The organism is Streptomyces sp. DSM 116795 (assembly GCF_055792905.1).
Genome location: NZ_CM147707.1, coordinates 6,116,533 through 6,137,891, shown reverse-complemented (window position 1 = coordinate 6,137,891; position 21,359 = coordinate 6,116,533). Strand labels below are relative to the sequence as shown.

Here is a 21,359-nt window from a genome sequence, read left to right as displayed (position 1 = left end):
CGGTGGAGGCGCCTGTGAGCCCGGCGGGCACCGCCCCCGTCCGTGTCACCGACCGCTGCGCGGGCTGCGGCGCCTGCCTGCTGACATGCCCCCAGCGCGCGATACGCCCGGCGGGCGGCACGTTGCTGGTGCGGCCCGAGCTGTGCGACGGCTGCGGCGAGTGCGTCGAGGTCTGCCCCGTCGACGCGATAGCCGAAGTCCCGGGCGCGGGCCCCTTCCCGGCCGATATGTTCGCCGCCGGGCTTCGCGCCGACTGCTCGTCCGGAGGCCACAGTTGACCAGTCCGACCGACGCGCACAGCTTGCACGGACAGGCCGTCCCGGCCGGGCGGACCGTCCATCCCATCGAGCAGGAGTCGTACCGCATCCTGCGCTCTCGCCTCGACACCTCGGCACTGCCTCCGCTCACCCGCGCCGTGGTGGAGCGCGTCGTCCACTCCAGCGCCGACCTGGACTACGCCGCCGACCTCGTCACCGACGAGGAGCAACTGCGTGCCGCGCACGCCGCGTTGCACGGTCCCGAGCCGGTGCCCGTGGTCACGGACGTGGAGATGGTGGCCTCGGGGATCACACGGCGCCGGACGGTGTGCCGTCTGGCGGACGCGAAGTCCTCGCCCCGGCTGACGCGTTCGGCTCACGCCGTCCACCTCGCTTTCGAGCAGGTGGGCCCGGGCGCCGTGTGGGTGGTCGGCTGCGCGCCGACGGCACTCTTCGAACTCATCGGACTCGGCGTCTCGCCCGCTCTCGTCATCGGAATGCCGGTCGGCTTCGTCGGGGCCGCCGAGAGCAAGGCCGCTCTCCGCGAGAGCGGGCTCCCGGCCGTCAGCAACATCTCGGAGAAGGGGGGTTCGGCGGTGGCCGCCGCCGCCCTCAACGCCCTGCTCTACGCCGGGAGTTCTCACGGCGAAGACCCGCGCCCCGGCCCGGGCGACGACGCCCCGGAGAACGGCCACGCCCCGGAAGACACCACCCCGGAAACTCAGCACAGCAGCAAGGAGAACCAGTGACGACCCCTCCCGCCCTCCTCCTGGTCGGCCACGGCACACGTGACGAAGACGGCGCCGAGGCCTTCCGTTCGTTCGTCGGCGACCTCGCGAAACGCAACCCTGAGATGCCCGTGGCCGGAGGCTTCATCGAGCTGTCACCGCCGCCACTGGCCGACTCCGTCGCCGAGCTGGCCGAGAGCGGCGTGACCAGCTTCGCCGCCGTGCCGCTGATGCTGGTCTCCGCCGGGCACGCGAAGGGCGACATCCCCGCCGCGCTGGCCCGCGAGAAGCTGCGGCACCCCGGCATCTCCTACACCTACGGCCGCCCGCTGGGGCCGCACCCCGCGCTGCTGTCCGTACTGGAGCGCCGGATCGAAGAGGCGCTGGAGGGGAACGCCCGTACCGACGACACCGGTTCCGGCACCCACACCGACACCGGCACCGGCACCGGCTCGGGTAGCGCCCACCGCTCGCCCGGTGACCGGGCCGGCACCACCGTGCTGCTCGTCGGACGAGGCTCCACCGACCCCGACGCCAACGCCGAGGTGCACAAGGCCGCGCGGCTGCTGTGGGAAGGGCGCGGATACGCCGGCGTGGAGGTCGCGTTCGTCTCGCTGGCCGCGCCGGACGTGGCCTCCGGCCTGGACCGCTGCCGCAAGCTGGGCGCCAGGAAGGTCGTGGTCCTGCCCTACTTCCTCTTCACGGGTGTGCTGCCGGAGCGCGTACGCATGCAGGCGGAAGGCTGGTCCCTCGCCAACCCGGAGGTCGAGGTCCTCAGCGCCGATGTCATAGGCGCCACCGACGAGTTGGCGGACCTCGTCGTGGAGCGCTACCGGGAGGCCGCCGAGGGCGAGGTACGCATGAACTGCGACGCCTGCGTCTACCGCATCACGCTGCCAGGCTTCGAGGACAAGGTCGGGCAGCCGCAGCAGCCGCACTTCCACCCGGGCGACGACGGCCACACGCACGGCCACGGACACAGCCACGGAGACGGAGACGGCCACGGGCACAGTCACGGCGGCGGTCATTCGCACAGCGACAACGGCGATGTGCACGCCCACTGAGTCCGTGCCCGCACAGGACGGCGGCCTGCGGCATCACGGCGACGCCGAAGTGCGCGACGCGGGGCGGGAGTTGACCGACCTCGCGGTGAACGTCCGTACCGGCACTCCCCCGCCCTGGCTCAAGTCCCGCATAGCCGCCTCGCTGGACGGACTCGCCGCCTATCCGGACGGCCGTCCCGCCCGCCGTGCCGTCGCCGCCCGGCACGGTCTCGTCGAGGATCAGGTGCTGCTCACGGCCGGCGCGGCCGAGGCCTTCGTGCTGCTGGCCCGCGCGCTGCCCGCGCGCCGTCCGGTGGTGGTCCACCCGCAGTTCACCGAGCCCGAAGCGGCACTCCTGGACGTCGGTCACGAGGCGGGCCGTGTGCTGCTCCGCGCCGACGAGGGATTCCGGCTCGACCCCGAGGCCGTTCCGGCGGGCGCGGATCTCGTCGTCGTCGGCAACCCGACCAATCCCACATCCGTGCTGCACCCCGCAGGGACACTCGCATCCCTCGCTCGCGAGGGACGCACCCTAGTCGTCGACGAGGCGTTCATCGACGCCGTGCCCGGCGAACGGGAGTCCCTGGCACCGCTGTTGGCCCCCGGCGCGGCACGGTCTCCGCAACGGCGGCCATCGCTGCGATCTCCACAATGTCCTCTTCCCGGACGCGTCGTGGTGGTGCGCAGCCTCACCAAGACCTGGGGGCTGGCCGGGCTGCGTATCGGCTACGTGCTCTCCGATCCCGCCACGGTGGCCGATCTCGCCCGGCACCAGCCGCTGTGGCCCGTGTCCGCTCCGGCCCTGGCCGCTGCGGAGGCGTGCTGCGAACCGCACGCGCTCGCCGAGGCCGAGGACGCGGCGCGGAGTATCGCCCGCGACCGGAGCCATCTGCTGGCGCGACTCGGCGAGTTGGCACCGGGGGGCCTGTCCGTGGAGGGGCATCCGCGCGCGCCGTTCGTACTGGTACGGCATCCGCGTGCCGCCGCCCTCCGTGAGGGCCTGCGGTCGCTGGGATTCGCGGTGCGGCGCGGTGACACCTTCCCAGGGCTGGGACCGCCGTGGCTGCGCATCGCCGTACGGGACGAGGAGTGCACGGACCGGCTGACGAACGCGATCGGCAGCCTCCTGGCCGGGGACCGCTGAACGTACGCACCACACCGGCCGACCCGGGGTGTGAACGGGCCCCGCTTCAGGCCGCGTTGCTCCGGGACCCACCGGCCCGTACGCCGACGACCCCCCGCGCGACGCCCAGCCGCACCACGTCCTGGGGACGCAGCATGAGTTGGTCCGCGGTCGCCGCGGCTTCCCGCTCCGGACGCTTCAGGATCGCGGCGGCGAGCTCGGGCGCGATCACGGAGAAGTAGCTGTCGGGCGTGACCCACAACCGCCCGGGGGCGGCGAGAGCCAGCGCGCCGCCCGAGCCGCCCTCCCCGATCAGGAGCGACGTCACGGGGACTTCGGACTCTGCCACGGCGGCGAAGACCTCGGCGATGGCGGGCCCGGCGCCCGCGCTCTCGGCGTCGGCGCCGTTCGCCGCGCCCGGGGTGTCGATGAGCGTGAGCACGGGGATGCCGAGCCGGTCTGCGGTGCGGATGAGGCGGGCCGCGGTTCGGAAACCGGCGGGCCGTGTAGCGGTGCCGGTCTGCGCCGCGTAGGCGACCGTACGGCCGTCGCGCAGCCCGAATCCGCAGAGCATCCCCTCGTCGGCTCCTCCGCAGCGGTCGCCCCGTACGTCCTCGCGCCAGTCGAAGTAGTCGTCCAAGTAGGCGGTGGCGCGCGGCCGCTGAGCGCTACGGGCGCGCACCACCGCCTCCTGCCCGCTCAGGGGGACGGAGTCCGCGGGATGGATTCCAGCGGGCAGGGTCTGTGGGGACGGGGCCGTAGCGGAAGGAGACGGACCCGACGAGGACGGACCGGACGAGGACGGACCGGACGGGGACGGAGCCGACGGGGTCGGAGCCCGTGCCGGCAGTGCTTCCGGAGTGGGCGCCGGGCCGCCGGAGCAGGACGTCAGCAGGGTGAGCCAGCGCTCCAGCACCCCGGACAGCTCCTCCTGCTCCACGATCTGGTCGATGTGCCCTGCCGCGTACTGGCCCTCGGCCGTGTACGCGGCCGGATCGGCATCCTCGGGCCGTACGCGGGAACCGGCGAAGGCGACCTGCGCGCCCGGCAGCGCCAGCACGACGTCCGCGCCCGCGCCGAGCGTGGCCCAGCCGCCGCCCGTCGCGGGGTCGCGCAGCACGGCGAGCTGCGGCACCCCGGCCCGGCGGGCGAGCACCGACTCCCTTGCCACACGCTGCAGTTGGCTGAGCGCGACCATGCCCTCCTGCATGCGGCTGCCGCCCGTTGCGATGAGCGACACCAACGGCAGCCGGTGCGTGCGGGCGTGCTCGTAGGCAGCGACGATCCGGTCGCCAGTACGTGCGCCGAGCGAACCGCCGAGGTATCCGAACTCGAAGGAGACCAGCACCGCTTCGACGCCCCCGGCGCCCTCGGCGCCCTCGCCGGCACCGGCACCGTCACCCGCACCGATCCGCGCCGTGCCGCACACCACGGACTCGCTCTCGCCGGTGCGTTCGCGGGCCCGTTCGCGAACCGCGCCGTAGCCGTGCCAGCCGAGCGGACCGTCCGGCTCTCCGTCGCTCGCGGCGGCCGGGGCCTGACGAGCCGGCTCGAACTCCGTGAAGCCGCTTGCGACCGCCCGGACGGCGGCACGCGCCGAACCGCCGGGCCGGCGGACGTCGAGGGAGTCGCCGGACCCGCTGGACTCGCTGAACTCACGGGACTCGCGCGCGGGTTCACTCATGGAGCGCCCGCTTCATCAGCTTGCCCATGTCGTTGCGCGGCAGTGCCGCACGGAAGCGCACGACGCGCGGCCGCTTGTGCGGTGAGAGCTGCCGCGCCACGTGGTCGGCCAGCTCCTGCTCACCGGGGCGGCGCGCTCCTGGCACGGGAACGATCCAGGCGACGATGCGTTCACCGAGGTCGTCGTCGCTCTCGCCGGTCACGGCCGCCTCCGCGACCTGGGGGTGTTCGAGGAGCGCGTTCTCGATCTCGCCCGCGCCGATCTTGTAGCCGCCGCTCTTGATGATGTCGGTGGCCTTGCGGCCGACGATCCGTACGTATCCGTCGGGATCGCGGGTGGCCATGTCACCCGTACGGAACCAGCCTCCGTCGAAGGCCTCGGCCGTGGCGTCGGGCCGGTTGAGGTATTCGGTGAAGAGGTTGCGCCCGCGGACCTGGATCTCGCCGACCGTCTCGCCGTCCCATGCGTCCAAGGTCCGGCCGTCCTCGTCGACGATCCGCAGCTCCACACCGCCGAGGGGCAGACCCACGGTGCCGGGCCTCCGCTCTCCGTCGGCCCGGACGCTGGTGTTCATCAGCGTCTCTGTCATGCCGTACCGCTCGACGATGCGCGCTCCGGCGGCGGCGATCCGCTCGTGATCGTGGACGGGCAGTGCCGCGGAACCCGACACGAGCAGCCGTGCGCCCGCCAGCGCCATGGCCAACTGCCCGTTCTCGCCCACCTCTTCGGCGATGCGGTGGTACATCGTCGGTACGCCGAAGAGCATCGTGCCGTCCCCGTCGAGCGCCTCGCGCACGCCCTCGGTGGAGAAGCGGCCGAGGTGGTGGACCGTGCCCGCGCGGCGCAGCGGCCCGAGTACGCCGAGAATGAGCCCGTGCACGTGGAAGAGGGGCAGCCCGTGCACGAGCACGTCCTCCTCCGTCCACTGCCAGGCGTCCTGGAGCGCGTCCAGGGTCGCGGTCAGGGCGCGGCGCGGCAGAACGGCGCCCTTGGGCGGGCCTGTGGTGCCGGAGGTGTAGACGATCACCGCCGGAGCTTCCTCGTCGATTTCGGCGGGAAGCGGCACCGTGATGGGCGGGGGTGCCGTGTCGATGCCGGTGCGGGGCAGCTCGTCGAGTGCCGGGGGCAGCTCCGCCCGGTGCTCGGCCAGTACGAGGGCGGGCTCGCTGTCGCCGATGATGTGGGCCAGTTCGCGCTCGCCGGTCTTCGGGTTGAGCGGTACGACCGGAGCTCCCGCCAGCAGCGCCGCGACCACGGCGACGCTCGTCTCCATGGTGGGGGTCGCCCAGACGGCGACCCTGCGGCCCGGGGTGAGTTCCGCGGCGAGCGCTCCGGCGACGTCGGCGAGCTCGGCGTAGGTGAGGGACTGTTCGCCGAATCGCAGCGCGGTCTTGGCGGACGGGGTGCTCAGCGCCGGGAAGAGGGTGGACACGGATGGCTCTCCTCAAAGTGATGCTCGCCTGTGGTGCGGCGTATGTGCGGTCGGTGCGTCGGGGGCGTGGATGCGGGCCATGAGGGCCGGGCGGCGACGGACGGCCGGGCTGCCGGCTCCCTGCTCCGGGCCCCTTCACGGTCCCGGTGCCCGGGGACCGGCTACCCGAACCCGGGTACGACCATGGCCAGCCAGACCAGCGCAGGCACCGCCGCGGAAGATCACCGCCGGCACCAGGATCGATATGAGTTCGGCAGACATGGAGCTCCCGTTCTGGGCGCCGGAGGCGGACACCGCATCGAGGACAGGACCGGTGCGACCGCGCAACGGAACAACGACGCATTGGCGCATTTGCGCAATGGCGCAATGGCCAAGTGGCTGAACCAACTTCCTCGCGCTCCGTCCGGCTGTCAATGCCTTGGACAGAAATTGGTCCATCCACTTGTCCACCGGGCCATCAGGCCATTGATCCCCGGTGCTAGGCTCCTGACCTGTAACCCAGGGGGCTGAGGGGGCCGCACCGTATGACCGACGACGCACTGCGACCGATGACCCGCCCACGTCTGTACGAGCAGGTCCTGGACCGGCTGCGCGCCTACGCCGTCGATCACGAACTGAGCGCGGGCGACCGCCTCCCGCCGGAGCGCGAACTGGCTCAGCGCCTGGGCGTCAGCCGCTCCTCCGTAAAACAGGCCGTGGTCGTACTGGAGGTGCAGGGGCTCGTCGAGACGCGGCACGGCGGCGGCACATACCTCGTGCGCGACACCCTCGACGCGGAGCCGGTAGAGCGGCTCGTCGAACGCCAGCGGCGGCTGCCCGACGTGCTAGAGGCACGCGAGGCGCTGGAGACCAAGCTCGCCGAACTGGCAGCGGAGCGCCGCACCGACGAGGACCTCGAAGCGATGCGCTCCGCCCTGCGCGCCATGGAGTCGGACATCGTGACGGGCGGCCACGGCGTCGAAGGCGACCGCCGCTTCCACGCAGCCGTCACCGCCGCCGGGCACAGCACGCTGCTCGCGGAGTTCATGGGCTCGATCTCCGAGTCCGTAGCCGAGAGCCGCAACGAGTCGCTGCGCCAGCCCGGCCGGCCCACCCGCTCGCTGGACCAGCACGCGCGCATCCTCTCCGCCATCGAGCGGGGCGATCCGAAGGGCGCCGCGGCGGCGATGCGCCGTCACGTGCGTACGGTCGCCAAGGTCCGTCTGCTGGAGTGGAATCCGGACGAGTCAGGCAAGGGCGAGACGGAGGACGCCACGGACGGGACGAAGGAAGGGACGAAGCGCGGGAACTGACCCGCGCCCGCGCCCCACTCAGCCGAGCAGCGCCGGCTTCACCCGCTCCACCCAGCCCGTCTCCCGCTCGTACGCGTGCGCAAGGCGCAGCAGCCCGGTGTCGTCGCGGTGCCTGCCGACGAGCTGGACGCCCATGGGCAGCCCGCACTCGCTGAATCCGGCGGGCATCCCGATCACCGGTACGCCGGCGAGCGTCCAGGGCACGACGGTCTCCATCCACCGGTGGTAGGTGTCCATCCGACGTCCCCCGACCCGGTCGGGCCAGGGCGTCTCCTTGGCGAAGGGGAACACCTGCGCGGCCGGGGCGAGTACGTAGTCGTACTCGCCGAAGAAGTCCGTCAGCGCCGCGTACCAGCGCTCCCGCGCCGCCGCCGCGGCCGAGATGTCCAGAGCGCTGAGCGGAAGGCCGCACTCGATCTCCCAGACCGCCTCCGGCTTCATGCGTGCACGGGTCTCCGGGTCGGCGTACAGGCCGTGCCGCTCCAGATTGGCCCACCAGCGCCATGTCAGGAACGTCCGCCAGATCTCCTCCGGCGGGAAGTCCGGCCGCGCCTCGGTGACTTCGCACCCCAGCGACTCGAAGACCGCGAGGGACGACCGGCACAGCTCCAGCACGCCCGGCTCGGTCGCCAGGTAACCGCCCCAGTCCCCGACCCACGCGATGCGGACACCCCTGCCGCCGCGGATGTCTCGACGGCCGCCGGCATCTCCCCCGAGGCTCTCCTCGAAGCGCCCGCCCGGCTCCGTCGCGGCCAGCGGTGCGCTCCCGTGGGGCCCCGCCATGACCGACAGCAGTCCCGCCAGGTCCGCCGTCGTACGGGCCATGGGCCCCGCCGTGCTCAGCTGCGCGGTGAAGCCGGGCGACGGGACCAGGCCCCAACTCGGGCGCATGCCGAGCACGTTGTTGAAGGCCGCGGGGTTGCGCAGGGACCCCATGTAGTCGCTGCCGTCCGCCACCGGCAACATCCTCAGGGCGAGGGCCGACGCCGCGCCGCCGCTGCTGCCGCCCGCCGTCCGGGAGGGATCGTGAGCGTTCCCCGTCGTTCCCCACACCTCGTTGTACGTCTGTGAACCCAGCCCGAACTCAGGGGTGTTGGTCTTTCCGATCACCACCGCGCCGGCCGCCTTGATGCGTTCCACGATCAGCGCGTCCTGCCGCCCGACGCGGTCCCCGTACAGCGGCGAGCCTTCCGTCCAGGGCAGCCCCTCGACCTCGGTCAGGTCCTTCACGGCGTGCGGAAAGCCGTGCATCCAGCCCAGGTGTTCGCCGCGGCCGAGCTGCTCGTCGCGCTCGCGCGCCTGTCGCAGCGAGATCTCCGGGTCCTGCGCGCCGACGATCGCGCCGACCTGGGGATTGATCCGGCCGATGTGTTCCAGGTACGCCTCCATGACTTCGACGCACGAGACATGCCGCCCGGCGATGGCGCGCGACAGCTCGGCGGCGTCCCACGAAACGATCTCCTGCACGATGGCCTCCAGCCGTCCCTAGTGCTGTGACCGGAAAGGTCCACCGGCTCGCGACGCCCGGCAAGCTTTGCCCTGTCGCGCAGACATTGCCGGTCACGGCACTACCGCATCATCCGTCCCCGCAGCACCACATGCCGCGGATCCCCCAGCACCCGTACATCGGCCCGCGGGTCCTCCGCGAAGACCACGAGGTCCGCCGGGGCGCCCTCCTCCAGGCCGGGCCGCCCGAGCCAGCGGCGTGCGCCCCAGGTCGCGGCGGAGACCGCGTCGGTGGCCGGGAGGCCCGCCGTGACGAGTTCGGCGACCTCCGCGGGGACCAGCCCGTGCGCCAGCGAGCCCCCGGCGTCGGTGCCCGTGTAGACGGGGATGCCCGCGTCGTAGGCGGCCCGCACCGTCTCGTACCGGCGCTCATGGAGCCGGATCATGTGCTGTGACCAGCGCGGATACTTCATGCCGCCCGCCGCGAGCTGCGGGAACGTGGCCGTGTTGACGAGCGTGGGGACGATGGCGACGCCGCGTTCCGCGAAGAGCGGGATGGTCTCCTCGGTGAGCCCGGTCGCGTGCTCGATGCAGTCGATGCCGGCCTCGACCAGGTCCCGCAGCGAGTTCTCGGCGAAGCAGTGCGCCGTGACCCGGGCGCCTTCCTCATGTGCCGCCGCGATGGCCTCTTCCAGGGCCCAGCGGGGCCAGCAGGGGGCGAGGTCGCCCTCGCCGCGGTCGATCCAGTCCCCGACGAGCTTCACCCAGCCGTCACCGAGCCTCGCCTCGCGGCGCACGTACGCGGCCAGGTCGCCGGGCTCGATCTCGTGCGCGTAGTTACGGATGTAGCGCTTGGTACGGGCGATGTGCCGTCCGGCCCGGATGATCCGCGGGAGGTCCTCGCGGTCGTCGATCCACCGGGTGTCGGACGGCGAGCCCGCGTCGCGCAACAGCAGGGCGCCGGCCTCGCGTTCGGTCAGGGCCTGCTTCTCGCTGGTGGCGTCGTCCACGGGGCCCTGCTGGTCGAGCCCGACGTGGCAGTGCGCGTCGACGAAGCCGGGGAGCACCCAGCCCTCGACGGTGAGGGTGTCCTGGCCGGTGCGGGAGGGACGTTCGTAGGTGATGCGCCCGTCCACCACCCAAAGCTCGTTCCGTATGTCCTCGGGCCCGGCCAGCACGCGCCCCTTGATGTGGAGATTGCCGAGGTCGCTCATGCCACGCACCCTATGAGGCGGCGCCCTTGTTCCTGCACCCGTCCGGCAAGGGCACTACGCTGGGGCCCGTACACACAGTGGTGATCCCATTGCGTGTCCCGGGGAAAAGATGCGACATCGAAGCCATTAGCGGAGAATGCATTTCCGCGGCTATGCAGAGCGTAGCTTCCTGTATTCTTCTGCCCGCTTTCGGATTCTTTAAACGCTAAGATTTTTCACCGGTTATCACGGCGGAATTCGGCCGTGGATCAGGGTCGTTACGGCAATGTGACGGACTCCACAGACCGCCCGGTCCGCCCTGGAAAATACTGATATGCAGGGACGAAAGGGTACCCCTTGACGCACGGGCGCGCCTGCGCGCGATAACACACGAACCCCCTTCTGCGTAACCCTGCCCCGCCGTGCGTTTTTGCTGTCTGCTAGGTAAATTTAATACCCATGACCGCCGCACAAGCAGACCATGCACGTGCCCACAGAGATTTCCTGGAAATGCCGGAAGGGCTGACACTCGACGCTCCGCGACTGGAGGAGGGAGCGGCGCTCTGGCGCATCGCCCGCGACTCCCGGACGCTCGACCTCAACTCTTCCTACAGCTATCTCCTGTGGTGCCGCGACTTCGCCGCCACCTCCGTGGTGGCGCGTGACGCGGGCGGTGAGCCGGTCGGATTCATCACCGGCTACGTGCGCCCGGCGCGCCCGCGGACCCTCGTCGTCTGGCAGGTCGCCGTCGACGAAGCGGCACGCGGCCGCGGACTGGCTGCGGCGATGCTGGACGGGCTGACCGCCCGCACGGCCCGGGAACTGGGTGTCGACGGGATCGAGACCACCGTCACCCCCGACAACACTCCCTCCAACCGCCTCTTCACCTCCTTCGCGGAGCGTCACGGGGCGGCTACGGAGAAGGAGGTGCTCTTCGATGCCGGAGTGTTCCCGGAGAGCGGTCACGAGCCCGAAGTGCTGTACCGGATCGGCCCGGTGGCGTCCCTGACGGACATGGGCCGGCCAGGCGCGCACTGAGACTGCGCGCTCCGCCGCTCCGGTGTGCCGCTTCGCACCCCATGGACTTCGAACCATCCGCGACCCCCATTCCGCGACGATCCCGACCCCCCGACCGAACTTCTTCGCACGCAACTCACTCCCAGGAGCATGCCGTGACCATCACCCAGCCCGACCTCAGCGTCTTCGAGACCGTCGAGTCGGAAGTCCGCAGCTACTGCCGTGGCTGGCCCACGATCTTCGACCGGGCCCAGGGCTCGCACATGTACGACGAGGACGGCCATACCTACCTCGACTTCTTCGCCGGAGCCGGCACGCTCAACTACGGCCACAACAACCCCGTACTGAAACGCGCGTTGCTGGACTACCTGGAGCGTGACGGGGTCGTGCACGGCCTCGACATGAGCACCGCCGCCAAGCGGGCCTTCCTTGAGACCTTCCAGGAGAAGATCCTCAAGCCCCGCGGCATGAACCACAAGGTGATGTTCCCCGGCCCGACCGGCACCAACGCCGTCGAGGCGGCCCTGAAGCTGGCCCGAAAGGTCAAGGAGCGCGAGTCCATCGTCTCCTTCACCAACGCCTTCCACGGCATGTCCCTCGGCTCGCTCGCCGTCACCGGCAACGCCTTCAAGCGCGCCGGCGCGGGCATCCCGCTGGTGCACGGCACCCCGATGCCCTTCGACGACTACCTGGGCGGCACCACCGACGACTTCGTCTGGTTCGAGCGGCTGCTGGAGGACCAGGGCTCCGGCCTGAACAAGCCCGCTGCCGTCATCGTCGAGACGGTGCAGGGCGAGGGCGGCATCAACGTCGCGCGCGCCGAGTGGCTGCGCGACCTGTCCGACCTGTGCAAGCGGCACGACATGCTGCTCATCGTCGACGACATCCAGATGGGCTGCGGCCGTACCGGCGCCTTCTTCTCCTTCGAGGAGGCGGGCATCAAGCCGGACATCATCACACTGTCCAAGTCCATCGGCGGCTACGGGATGCCGCTCGCCCTCACCCTGTTCAAGCCGGAGCTGGACATCTGGGAGCCGGGCGAGCACAACGGCACCTTCCGCGGCAACAACCCGGCCTTCGTCACGGCCACCGCCGCCTTCGAGACGTACTGGACCGACAGCCAGATGGAGAAGCAGACGCTCTCCCGCGGCGAGCAGGTCGAGACGGTTCTGCGGGCGATTTCGGAGGAACACAGCGAGGACGTCGCCGACTTCCGCGGCCGCGGGCTCGTGTGGGGTCTGGAGTTCCACGACAAGGACCGCGCCGACGCGGTGGCCAAGCGGTGCTTCGAACTGGGCCTGCTCATCGAGACGTCGGGCCCCGTGAGCGAGGTCGTGAAGCTGCTTCCGGCGCTTACGATCACTCCCGAGGAACTGGACGAGGGCCTGCGTGTGCTGGCCCGGGCGGTGCGCGAGACCGCGTAACTCACCCGTTCACGGCCCGCCCCGGTTGCGTCCGGGGCGGGCCGACCCCGTAATGAAGAGAGAAAGGTACGCCAGAACCGTGATTGTTCGTTCTTTCAAGGACATCGAGGACACCGACCGTCACATCAAATCCGCATCCGGCACCTGGGAAAGCAAGCGGATCGTGCTGGCCAAGGAGCGTGCCGGCTTCTCCCTGCACGAGACCGTGCTGTACGCCGGGACGGAGACGTCGATGTGGTACGCGAATCACATCGAAGCCGTACTGTGCGTAGAGGGCGAGTCCGAACTCACCAACGATGAGACGGGTGAGAAGCATCTGATCACCCCCGGGACCATGTATCTGCTCGACGGGCACGAGAAGCACACAATGCGCCCCATCACCGATTTCCGGTGCATCTGTGTCTTCAATCCGCCCGTAACGGGCCGGGAGGATCACGACGAGAACGGCGTCTACCCGCTTCTCACCGAGCCTGACGACTGAGCCCACGAGGCTCGGCCGGCACAGGCCGCTCAGGCGGCTCCGCCCGCCGCGGCTTCGGCCGCTCGCCCACCCAACAGGGCCGTACGAGAGGAGAGGAAGGCAACACCATGACCACCGCACCCGAGCGCACCGCCGACCTGTACCCGACTCGCGGAGCCACCGAGGTGGCCACCCCACGCATGGACCCGGTCGTGTGGTCCGAAGCGGGTACTCCGGGGCCCATCGAGGCCGCGGTCCTGGCGGAATACGAGCGGGACGGGTTCCTTGCGGTCGATCAGCTCATCACCCCCGATGAGGTCGACAAGTACCGCATGGAACTGGATCGGCTCACCACGGATCCGGAGGTCCGTGCCGACGAGCGCTCGATCGTCGAGCCTCAGTCGGACGAGATCCGGACCGTGTTCGAGGTGCACAAGATCAGCGAGGTCTTCGCCGAACTGGTGCGGGACCCGCGTGTAGTGGGCCGGGCGCGGCAGATCCTGGGATCGGACGTCTACGTCCACCAGTCCCGGATCAACGTCAAGCCGGGCTTCGGTGCCACTGGTTTCTACTGGCACTCCGACTTCGAGACGTGGCATGCGGAAGACGGACTCGCGATGATGCGAACCGTGTCGGTCTCGATCGCGCTGACCCGGAACTACGACACCAACGGCGGCCTGATGATCATGCCGGGGTCGCACAAGACCTTCCTCGGCTGCGCGGGCAAGACGCCGAAGAACAACTACAAGAAGTCGCTGCAGATGCAGGACGCGGGCACGCCGTCCGACGAGTCCCTGTGCAAGTTCGCCGACGCGCACGGCATCAAGCTCTTCACAGGCGAGGCCGGTTCGGCGACCTGGTTCGACTGCAACTGCATGCACGGGAGCGGTGACAACATCACTCCGTACCCGCGGAGCAACGTGTTCATCGTCTTCAACAGCGTGGAGAACGAGGCCGTGGAGCCGTTCGCGGCGCCGGTCCGCCGTCCCGACTTCATCGGGGCGCGCGATTTCACCCCCGTGAAGTGACGCGGCGCGGAGCGCGCTGAGCCCGCTGGATGAGGGGGGAGGCCGCATGACGGCCTCCCCCCTTTTCTGCCGGGCGGATCTTTGATGCGATCTCTGCCGGCACGCTCCGTGGAACCCTCCGGGAGGGAGAGCACACTCATGGCCGGCACTGCCGCCGCCTACCAGGCCGACGAGGGCGGCCCGCTCGACGTCGACCGCGCCTTCTACGCCAGGGTCTCCGCGGACGCAGGCCGCGAACTGGTGAACAGCTTCACCGTGCCCGTGCGTTCAGGCCGCGCGTGGGAGGTGCCGGCCGGACATCTGTGCCGCCTGGTGACGGTGGACGGGCCCCAGGTCGGCGACCTCAACGTATGGAACCGGCACGACCCGCGCGAGCGGCTGTGGGCCTCCCGCACACGGCAGTTGCAGCGTGCGCACGTGAGCGTCCACGACCGGCTGTGGTCCACGCTGCCCTTCCTGCGCCCGCTGCTGACGGTCACCGGCGACACGCTCGCCTCGTACGGACGCGACGCTGAGGGCGGCAGGGTGCACGACCTGCTGGGCACGCGCTGCGATCCGTACGTCAACCGCATGCTGACCGGCGAGGACTTCGACTTCCACTGTCACTCGAATCTGGTGCGGGCCGTACTGCCGTACGGGCTCACCGAGTTCGACGTGCACGACGTTCTGAACGTCTTCCAGTGCACCGGACTCAACGAGGACGACCAGTACTTCATGAAGGACTGCCCCGCACGGCCTGGCGACCACTTCGAGTTCTTCGCCGAACTGGACCTGCTGTGCGCGCTGTCGACGTGTCCGGGCGGCGATCTGTCCGTACCGATGTGGGGGCCGGGATCCGATGTGGACCCTGTGGAGTTCTGCCATCCGATCGGGGTGGAGGTCTACCGCGTCGATCCCGGGCTGCTCAGCGGCTGGGCGGCGCCGGAGCGGGCCGCCTACCGCGGACTGCACGGCATGATGCGCCCCGAGTGGCGGCCCTGACCTCCCTGCTGCCTCATACGCCGCGTCGGGACGTGCTGTGCGCGTTCGCCGGAGCCCAGGTGCGGCGGGAGTCCGCGGAAGGGGACGCGCGCCTTGGGCGGCCACCTGACGGAGCAGGTCACCGAGGACTCGTGATCGACCCCCGCACCCGCGCACCCCGGCCAGGCCTCGGGCACAGAGCTTAGGCTGGGGTGCGAAGACCTGAGGAGGCTCTGTGTCCGTGACTGAGGACCCCGGTCCGGAGAAGTCCGGGTTGCGATCCGGATCGGACAGTTCCGGCCGGCGCGCACCGCTGCGGGACCAGGTCCGCAATGCGCTGCAGGCCAGGATCAGTCAGGGCGTCCTTCGGCCGGGTGACCGGATCTTCGAGCAGGAGGTCGCCGCCGAGTTCGGCATGTCCCGGGTACCGGTGCGGGAAGCCATCCGCATGTTGCAGAGCGAGGGCCTGGTCGACGTGCTGCCGCAGCGGCGCGGTGTTTTCGTACGCAGTCTGGGCCGCCGGCAGGTCGAGGAGCTCTTCGACGTCCGCGAGGCGCTGGAGGTGCTGGCGGCGAGGCTGGCGGCGGAGCGTGCACCGTCGGAGACCGCGGACCGGCTCGGCGAGCTGGCCGGCCGCGCACGCCGCGCGTGGGAGGCCGGCGACGTCGAGGCGATGTCCGATGCCAACGCCGAGTTCCACGACCAGCTCGTCGTGCTGTCCGGCAACGAGGTGCTCGCGTCCATGCTGGAGCCGCTGCACGGGCGTCTGGCGTGGTTGTTCCGGATCAACCGGGAGCCCGACCGGGTGTGCGGCGAACATGAGGAACTGCACGCCGCGGTCGTGGCCGGGGATGTGGAGCGGGCGCAGGACGTGGCGCGGCGGCACGTGCGGTCGAGTCGCATGATGGTCCTCGACCGCGTCCTGTACTGAAGCGGCTTCCCGGCCGCCCACCGGGCGTGGGGCAGGGCACCGGAAACGGACTTTCTCTGCCGCGGCAGGGAGGTCCCCTTGGCCCCAGTCAGGCTCGACACCCGGAGTGCAGGAGTCGTCTCGCAAGGTTCTGGCTCGTCATGGGCGTAGCGAGGACTGTGTGCTCGTCGTGCGTTTGCTCTTGACCCCGGGCCCGACCGCTCCTAGCTTACGTATACGTTCAAATATACTTCCGCATAGCGGAATTCAACATTCGTTTCGCGGTAACTAGGAGCAGCCATGTCTCCTGAGCACGCACACGCCACAACCGCGGTGACCTCCTTGGAGCCGCCACCTCAACACCCGGCACGACGCCTCAGTTCACGTCTCTACAACGAGGACCTCGCCCCGCCCGTCGAGCGGCGCTGGAAGACGTACAGCATCTTCGCGCTGTGGATGAACGATGTGCACAACATCGGCAACTACACGTTCGCCGCCGGTCTGTTCGCGATCGGGCTCGGTGCCGTCCCCTCATTCTTCGCCCTGCTGATCGGCATCCTCGTCGTGTTCTGGGGGATGAACCTGATGGGACGCATGGGACAGAAGACCGGGGTGCCCTTCCCCGTGATGTCCCGCATCAGCTTCGGCATCCACGGCGCGCAGATCCCGGCGCTGATCCGTGCGGTGATCGCCATCGCCTGGTACGGAATCCAGACCTACCTCGCCTCGCTCGCGGTGGTCGTGCTCGCGCTGCGCATCGATCCGGATCTGAGGCCGATGACCCAGGACTCCATTCTCGGCTTGTCCAGCCTCGGATGGATCTGCTTCCTCGGGCTCTGGTTGGTTCAGCTGGTGATCCTCACCTTCGGCATGGAGATCATCCGGAAGTTCCAGGACTGGGCGGGCCCGGCCGTCTGGATCGTCATGCTGGTCATGGCTGTGTGGGTGTTCGTGCTCGCCGGCGACCGGATCTCGTGGACGCCGCCGAACGCGCTGACCGGCTCGGCGATGTGGTGGGAGATGCTCGGCGCCGCCGGGCTGACGATCTCCACCTACGGCACGCTGATGCTGAACTTCTGCGACTTCTCCCGCTTCGCGCCCAACACCCGCTCGGTCATCCGCGGAAACTTCTGGGGACTTCCGGTGAACTTCACCGCGTTCGCGATGGTCTCGATCGTCGTCACAGCCGGGTCATACACCCTCTTCGGTGAGATCATCACCGACCCCGCAAAGATCATCGCGCGCGTGCCGAACACGTTCGTCCTGGTCGTCGGCGCGCTGATGTTCGCCTTCGCCACCATCGGCGTGAACATCGTCGCGAACTTCGTCTCGCCCGCGTACGACCTGGCGAACCTCGCGCCGAAGTACATCAACTTCCGGCGCGGCGGGATCATCAGCGCGGTGCTGGCCGTGGCCGTACTGCCGTGGAACCTCTACAACAGCCCGACGGTGGTGAACATCTTCCTCTCCGGACTCGGCGCCGTGCTCGGCCCGTTGTTCGGGGTGATCATGGTGGACTACTGGCTGCTGCGCCGGGCGAAGATCAACGTTCCCGAGCTCTACACCACCGATCCGGACGGCGAGTACGCGTACCGCCGAGGGTTCAACCCCCGTGCGCTGATCGCCTTCCTGCCGTCCGCCGCGATCGCGACCGTGCTCGCGCTGCTGCCCACCTTCGAGATCCTCTCGGCGTTCTCCTGGTTCATCGGTGCCGTGCTGGCCGGGGTCCTCTACTACGTGGTGGCCGACAGGAATCAGACCTTCACCGACGTCTCGGGCGAACACCTGGGACAGAGCACCGTCGCCGCCGGAATTCACTGAGCCGGTCGTGGGGGTGGTGGCCGGTCATCCCCACCCCCACGGCCACGTGTCCACACGAGTCGATGAAGGAGTCGCATGCGCATCGTCGTCGCCAATGTCAACACCACCAAGGGCGTCACCGAGGCCATCCGTCAACAGGCAGTGAAGGCCGCGACGCCCGGGACCGAAATCGTGGCGGTGACACCGGAGTTCGGGCCGGAATCCGTGGAGTGCAACTTCGAGAGCTATCTCTCGGCGGTCGCCGTGATGGACCGCCTGCAAGCAGTCGAGGAACCCTTCGACGCAGTCGTGCTGGCCGGCTTCGGCGAACACGGCAAGGAGGGTGTGGCCGAACTCGTCGACAAGCCCGTCGTGGACATCACCGAGTCGGCCGCGCACATGGCCTGCCTGCTCGGCCGGCGCTTCTCCGTGGTGACGTCGCTGCGGCGCACCAGGGGGCAGATCCACGACCGGTTGCAGCTGATCGGGCTGGCCTCCCGGTGCGCCTCGATCCGCGCCACCGAGATGACGGTTCTCGACCTGGAGGGCGACCTCGAACGTACTGGTGAGCGCGTCGTCGAGGAGGTGACCTGGGCGGTGGAGGCCGACGGTGCCGATGTCATCTGCCTGGGGTGCGCGGGCATGGCGGGCGTGGCCGATCGCGTCCAGGCCGAGGTCGGGGTGCCGGTGGTCGACGGTGTCACGGCGGGGGTCGCCCTCGCCGAGTCCCTCGTACGGCTCGGCCTCAGCACCTCCAAGGTCGGCAGCTGGGCGGCGCCGCCGCCGAAGAGGATCACCGGCTGGCCGATTTCCCAGCGGTGATCGAGTGCCGGGAAGCCCGGCCGGCGGGCCTTCGCCGGCCTCGCGCCCGGGCCGGCGCGATGACTGCTTCAGCAATTCGTCGTCCGAGAAGTCATCCACGAAGATGAGGGTGCCCGCAATGTCCGAATCTGCCAGGGTGGCCACCGCGGAGTTCGACGTCCTCTTCCGCGCACAACGCATAGCCGGACCGAACGGAGAGGGTTCCGGCAGCGTCGGCGTCCGTGACGGCAGGATCGTCGAAGTCGGCCTTCTGGACGCCGACTTCGATGCCGCCCGCGTCGTGGAGCTCGCCGGCGACGAGGTGCTGCTTCCGGGGCTGGTCGACACCCACGTGCACATCAACGACCCCGGCCGCGCCGAGTGGGAAGGGTTCGAGACCGCGACCCGCGCCGCCGCCGCAGGCGGGATCACCACCCTTCTCGACATGCCGCTGAACAGTCTTCCGCCGACCACCGACGTCGACGCGCTGGAGGTCAAGCGCAAGGCCGCGCTCGACCGCGTACACGTCGACGTCGGGTTCTGGGGTGGCGCCGTCGACGACAACCTCGCGGAACTCCGCGGACTGCACGAGGCCGGCGTCTTCGGCTTCAAGTGCTTCCTGCTGCACTCCGGGGTCGAGGAATTCCCGCCGCTGGATCCCGGTGGACTCGAAGACGCTCTGCGCGAAGTCGCCGGGCACAACGCGCTGATGATCGTGCACGCGGAGGACTCCGAGGCGATCGAACACGCGCCGGCTGCCCACGGCGAAACCTACGGCGACTTCCTCGCCTCCCGGCCGCGCGGTGCGGAAAACGTAGCGGTCGCGCAGGTCATCGAGCTTGCCCGCCGGACAGGCGCCCGTGTGCACATCCTGCACCTGTCGTCGTCCGACGCGTTGCCGATGATCGCCTCTGCCCGTACGGACGGAGTGCGGGTCACCGTCGAGACGTGCCCGCACTACCTCGGCTTCACCGCCGAGGAAATCCCCGACGGCGCCACCCAGTTCAAGTGCTGTCCGCCGGTACGGGAAGCCCGCAACCGCGAACTGCTGTGGAAGGGCCTTGCCGACGGCATCATCGACTGCGTGGTCAGCGACCACTCGCCCTGCACGCCCGACCTCAAGCGCTTCGACATCGGCGACTTCGGCGTGGCCTGGGGCGGCGTCTCCAGCCTGCAGATCGGTCTCTCCGCGGTGTGGACGCAGGCCCGTCTGCGCGGGCACACGCTGTCCGACGTCGTGCGCTGGATGTCGCGCAATCCCGCCGAACAGGCCGGAATGCGGCACAAGGGAGCCATCGCCCCAGGGCACGACGCCGATTTCTGCGTCTTCGCGCCCGACGACGCGTTCGTCGTCGACGTCGCGGACCTGCACCACCGCAACCCCGTGTCGCCTTACGACGGCCGCGCACTCGCCGGCGTCGTGCGCAGCACCTGGCTGAGGGGCGTGCAGATCGCCGGCGCCGGAGCGGATTCGCCCGCACACCAGGGCAAGTTGCTGAACCGAGGAGAGGTATGAGCCGGAAAGACACCGTGTCCGAGGGCGGGCAGCCCGTCGCGTCAGCCTGTTCAGCCCTTCCCGACCTCGCCTCCCGCGCGCTCGGCGGCAGCGTGGTGTTCGCCAACGACGAGCTGTTCGCCGAACGCGAGAATCTGATCAAGCCGGAAACACCCGTCTACCAGCCCTACACCTTCGGCCACAAAGGACAGATCTACGACGGCTGGGAGACTCGCCGACGGCGTGAGGACGGGTACGACTACGCCGTCGTCCGCCTCGGACTCGCCGGGGTGATCCGGCGGCTCGTGGTCGACACCGCGTTCTTCAAGGGCAACTACCCGCCCGAAGTGTCGGTCCAGGCATGCGCTGTCGAGGCATACCCCAGCCCGGAAGAACTGCACGACGCCGACTGGGAAGAACTCCTCCCGCCCACGGCGGTCCAGGGCGACACCCGGAACGTCTTCGACGTCGACGCACCGCGCCGCTACACGCACCTGCGGCTGTGCATGCACCCCGACGGCGGGATCGCACGCCTTCGCGTACACGGGGAGCCCATCGCCGATCCCCGGTGGATCGCCCGTCAACTCGACCTCGCAGCACTGGAGAACGGCAGTGAGGTCACCGGGTGCAGCAACATGTTCTACTCGTCCCCGGCGAACCTGTTCGCGCCCGGATTCGCCCGCGTGATGGGCGAAGGCTGGGAGACCTCGCGGCGGCGCGACGAGGACAACGACTGGGTGTCCGTCCGCCTCGCGGCTCCCGGCAGCGTGCACTGGGCCGAGATCGACACGAGCCACTTCGTCGGCAACGCACCGGGCTGGGCTTCGCTGTCCGGTTGCGACGCGCGCACCAGTGATCCGGCCGAGCCGAGCTCGTGGTGCGAACTGCTGCCACGCACCACCCGCCTGCAACCCGACACGAGGCACAGGTTCAAGCTGTCGGTCCGTGCCGAGATCACCCACGCCCGGCTGGACATCCGTCCCGACGGCGGCATGGCGCGGCTACGGCTGCACGGCAGCGCCAGCGATCACGGCCGAGCGGAGCTCGTCCGCCGCTGGTTCAACCTGCTCCCCGACGCCCACGCTGAGACGGTGCTGACCGGCGAAGCCGGTCTCAGCGCCGATCGCGCCGCCGCCCTGACCGCGCAGCGGCCCCTCGCGTCGGATGCCGCTCTGCCGGCGGAGCTGGCGGTGCTGCTCGACGCATAACCGGGCGCGAGAAGGCAGCAGCGAGAGGGTGGGCGAATCGTTCGGGCCGGACCATTTC

At 70.0% G+C, this 21,359-nt stretch carries 19 protein-coding genes; 15 read left to right on the top strand and 4 right to left on the bottom strand.

What is annotated here, in order from left to right; translation table 11 throughout:
* Positions 1–14 precede the first annotated feature (14 nt).
* Genes ACSMXX_RS26450 through cobC form a run of 4 tightly spaced genes read left to right on the top strand, consistent with a single transcriptional unit; the run spans position 15 to position 3,172 of the window.
* Positions 15–278: an ATP-binding protein gene (locus tag ACSMXX_RS26450; protein ID WP_473181187.1), complete on the top strand. Its 264-nt coding sequence runs from the start codon at positions 15–17 to the stop codon at positions 276–278.
* Positions 275–1,006, top strand: a complete 732-nt coding sequence (locus ACSMXX_RS26445) for a precorrin-8X methylmutase (protein ID WP_473181186.1) — start codon at positions 275–277, stop codon at positions 1,004–1,006. The genes ACSMXX_RS26450 and ACSMXX_RS26445 overlap by 4 nt, the downstream gene beginning before the upstream one ends.
* Complete coding sequence (locus ACSMXX_RS26440; RefSeq protein ID WP_473181185.1) at positions 1,003–2,049, top strand: sirohydrochlorin chelatase; 1,047 nt, start codon at positions 1,003–1,005, stop codon at positions 2,047–2,049. The genes ACSMXX_RS26445 and ACSMXX_RS26440 overlap by 4 nt, the downstream gene beginning before the upstream one ends.
* The gene (cobC, locus tag ACSMXX_RS26435; protein WP_473181184.1) at positions 2,033–3,172 is read left to right on the top strand and encodes an Rv2231c family pyridoxal phosphate-dependent protein CobC; all 1,140 of its coding nucleotides are present in this window, start codon (positions 2,033–2,035) and stop codon (positions 3,170–3,172) included. The genes ACSMXX_RS26440 and cobC overlap by 17 nt, the downstream gene beginning before the upstream one ends.
* Positions 3,173–3,218: 46 nt before the next feature.
* Here the strand turns inward: cobC and ACSMXX_RS26430 are convergent, their stop codons facing one another.
* Positions 3,219–4,835 carry a carboxyl transferase domain-containing protein gene (locus ACSMXX_RS26430; RefSeq protein WP_473181183.1) on the bottom strand — a complete coding sequence of 539 codons (1,617 nt, stop codon included), beginning with the start codon at positions 4,833–4,835 and terminating at the stop codon, positions 3,219–3,221.
* Entirely contained in the window at positions 4,828–6,267 is a 1,440-nt protein-coding gene (locus tag ACSMXX_RS26425; protein ID WP_473181182.1) for an acyl-CoA synthetase, read from the bottom strand. The genes ACSMXX_RS26430 and ACSMXX_RS26425 overlap by 8 nt, the downstream gene beginning before the upstream one ends.
* Before the next feature lie 524 nt (positions 6,268–6,791).
* On the opposite strand from ACSMXX_RS26425, the gene ACSMXX_RS26420 reads away from it, so the two are divergent.
* Complete coding sequence (locus ACSMXX_RS26420; RefSeq protein ID WP_473181181.1) at positions 6,792–7,559, top strand: FadR/GntR family transcriptional regulator; 768 nt, start codon at positions 6,792–6,794, stop codon at positions 7,557–7,559.
* Positions 7,560–7,577: 18 nt separating this feature from the next.
* Here ACSMXX_RS26420 and ACSMXX_RS26415 read toward each other — a convergent pair whose 3' ends face one another.
* Together ACSMXX_RS26415 and ACSMXX_RS26410 are read right to left on the bottom strand one after the other, a co-directional pair.
* The gene (locus tag ACSMXX_RS26415; RefSeq protein WP_473181180.1) at positions 7,578–9,026 is read right to left on the bottom strand and encodes an amidase; all 1,449 of its coding nucleotides are present in this window, start codon (positions 9,024–9,026) and stop codon (positions 7,578–7,580) included.
* A 101-nt stretch (positions 9,027–9,127) separates the two neighbouring features.
* Positions 9,128–10,219 (bottom strand): amidohydrolase family protein, encoded by a 1,092-nt coding sequence (locus tag ACSMXX_RS26410; protein WP_473181179.1) that lies wholly within the window; start codon positions 10,217–10,219, stop codon positions 9,128–9,130.
* A 489-nt stretch (positions 10,220–10,708) separates the two neighbouring features.
* On the opposite strand from ACSMXX_RS26410, the gene ectA reads away from it, so the two are divergent.
* The 10 genes from ectA (at position 10,709) to alc (ending at position 21,301) form a co-directional block, all read left to right on the top strand.
* Positions 10,709–11,236 carry a diaminobutyrate acetyltransferase gene (ectA, locus tag ACSMXX_RS26405; protein ID WP_473181178.1) on the top strand — a complete coding sequence of 176 codons (528 nt, stop codon included), beginning with the start codon at positions 10,709–10,711 and terminating at the stop codon, positions 11,234–11,236.
* 134 nt (positions 11,237–11,370) lie between these two features.
* Positions 11,371–12,639: a diaminobutyrate--2-oxoglutarate transaminase gene (gene ectB, locus ACSMXX_RS26400; RefSeq protein ID WP_473181177.1), complete on the top strand. Its 1,269-nt coding sequence runs from the start codon at positions 11,371–11,373 to the stop codon at positions 12,637–12,639.
* 79 nt (positions 12,640–12,718) lie between these two features.
* A complete protein-coding gene (locus ACSMXX_RS26395; RefSeq protein WP_197353269.1) occupies positions 12,719–13,120 on the top strand; it encodes an ectoine synthase in 402 nt (133 codons plus the stop codon).
* 107 nt (positions 13,121–13,227) lie between these two features.
* Positions 13,228–14,127: an ectoine hydroxylase gene (gene thpD, locus ACSMXX_RS26390; RefSeq protein WP_473181176.1), complete on the top strand. Its 900-nt coding sequence runs from the start codon at positions 13,228–13,230 to the stop codon at positions 14,125–14,127.
* Positions 14,128–14,265: 138 nt separating this feature from the next.
* Positions 14,266–15,108, top strand: coding sequence for an urea carboxylase-associated family protein (locus tag ACSMXX_RS26385; RefSeq protein WP_473181175.1), 843 nt, complete (start codon positions 14,266–14,268; stop codon positions 15,106–15,108).
* A gap of 220 nt (positions 15,109–15,328) precedes the next feature.
* The gene (locus ACSMXX_RS26380; RefSeq protein WP_473181174.1) at positions 15,329–16,018 is read left to right on the top strand and encodes a GntR family transcriptional regulator; all 690 of its coding nucleotides are present in this window, start codon (positions 15,329–15,331) and stop codon (positions 16,016–16,018) included.
* A 279-nt stretch (positions 16,019–16,297) separates the two neighbouring features.
* Entirely contained in the window at positions 16,298–17,818 is a 1,521-nt protein-coding gene (locus tag ACSMXX_RS26375) for an NCS1 family nucleobase:cation symporter-1 (RefSeq protein WP_473181173.1), read from the top strand.
* Between the two features lie 75 nt (positions 17,819–17,893).
* Entirely contained in the window at positions 17,894–18,619 is a 726-nt protein-coding gene (locus tag ACSMXX_RS26370) for an aspartate/glutamate racemase family protein (RefSeq protein ID WP_473181172.1), read from the top strand.
* Between the two features lie 118 nt (positions 18,620–18,737).
* Positions 18,738–20,114 carry an allantoinase AllB gene (allB, locus tag ACSMXX_RS26365; protein ID WP_473181171.1) on the top strand — a complete coding sequence of 459 codons (1,377 nt, stop codon included), beginning with the start codon at positions 18,738–18,740 and terminating at the stop codon, positions 20,112–20,114.
* Positions 20,111–21,301 carry an allantoicase gene (gene alc / locus ACSMXX_RS26360; RefSeq protein ID WP_473181170.1) on the top strand — a complete coding sequence of 397 codons (1,191 nt, stop codon included), beginning with the start codon at positions 20,111–20,113 and terminating at the stop codon, positions 21,299–21,301. Before allB ends, alc begins: the two co-directional genes overlap by 4 nt.
* The last annotated feature ends 58 nt before the right edge of the window (positions 21,302–21,359 follow it).

Excerpts from the sequence above, each read along its gene's own strand:
- ACSMXX_RS26430 (WP_473181183.1), bottom strand. The coding sequence starts at position 4,835 with ATGAGTGAACCCGCGCGCGAGTCCCGTGAGTTCAGCGAGTCCAGCGGG.
- ectA (WP_473181178.1), top strand. The coding sequence starts at position 10,709 with ATGCCGGAAGGGCTGACACTCGACGCTCCGCGACTGGAGGAGGGAGCG.
- thpD (WP_473181176.1), top strand. The coding sequence starts at position 13,228 with ATGACCACCGCACCCGAGCGCACCGCCGACCTGTACCCGACTCGCGGA.
- alc (WP_473181170.1), top strand. The coding sequence starts at position 20,111 with ATGAGCCGGAAAGACACCGTGTCCGAGGGCGGGCAGCCCGTCGCGTCA.
- ACSMXX_RS26420 (WP_473181181.1), top strand. The coding sequence starts at position 6,792 with ATGACCGACGACGCACTGCGACCGATGACCCGCCCACGTCTGTACGAG.
- allB (WP_473181171.1), top strand. The coding sequence starts at position 18,738 with ATGTCCGAATCTGCCAGGGTGGCCACCGCGGAGTTCGACGTCCTCTTC.
- ACSMXX_RS26370 (WP_473181172.1), top strand. The coding sequence starts at position 17,894 with ATGCGCATCGTCGTCGCCAATGTCAACACCACCAAGGGCGTCACCGAG.
- ACSMXX_RS26410 (WP_473181179.1), bottom strand. The coding sequence starts at position 10,219 with ATGAGCGACCTCGGCAATCTCCACATCAAGGGGCGCGTGCTGGCCGGG.
- ACSMXX_RS26385 (WP_473181175.1), top strand. The coding sequence starts at position 14,266 with ATGGCCGGCACTGCCGCCGCCTACCAGGCCGACGAGGGCGGCCCGCTC.
- ACSMXX_RS26375 (WP_473181173.1), top strand. The coding sequence starts at position 16,298 with ATGTCTCCTGAGCACGCACACGCCACAACCGCGGTGACCTCCTTGGAG.
- cobC (WP_473181184.1), top strand. The coding sequence starts at position 2,033 with ATGTGCACGCCCACTGAGTCCGTGCCCGCACAGGACGGCGGCCTGCGG.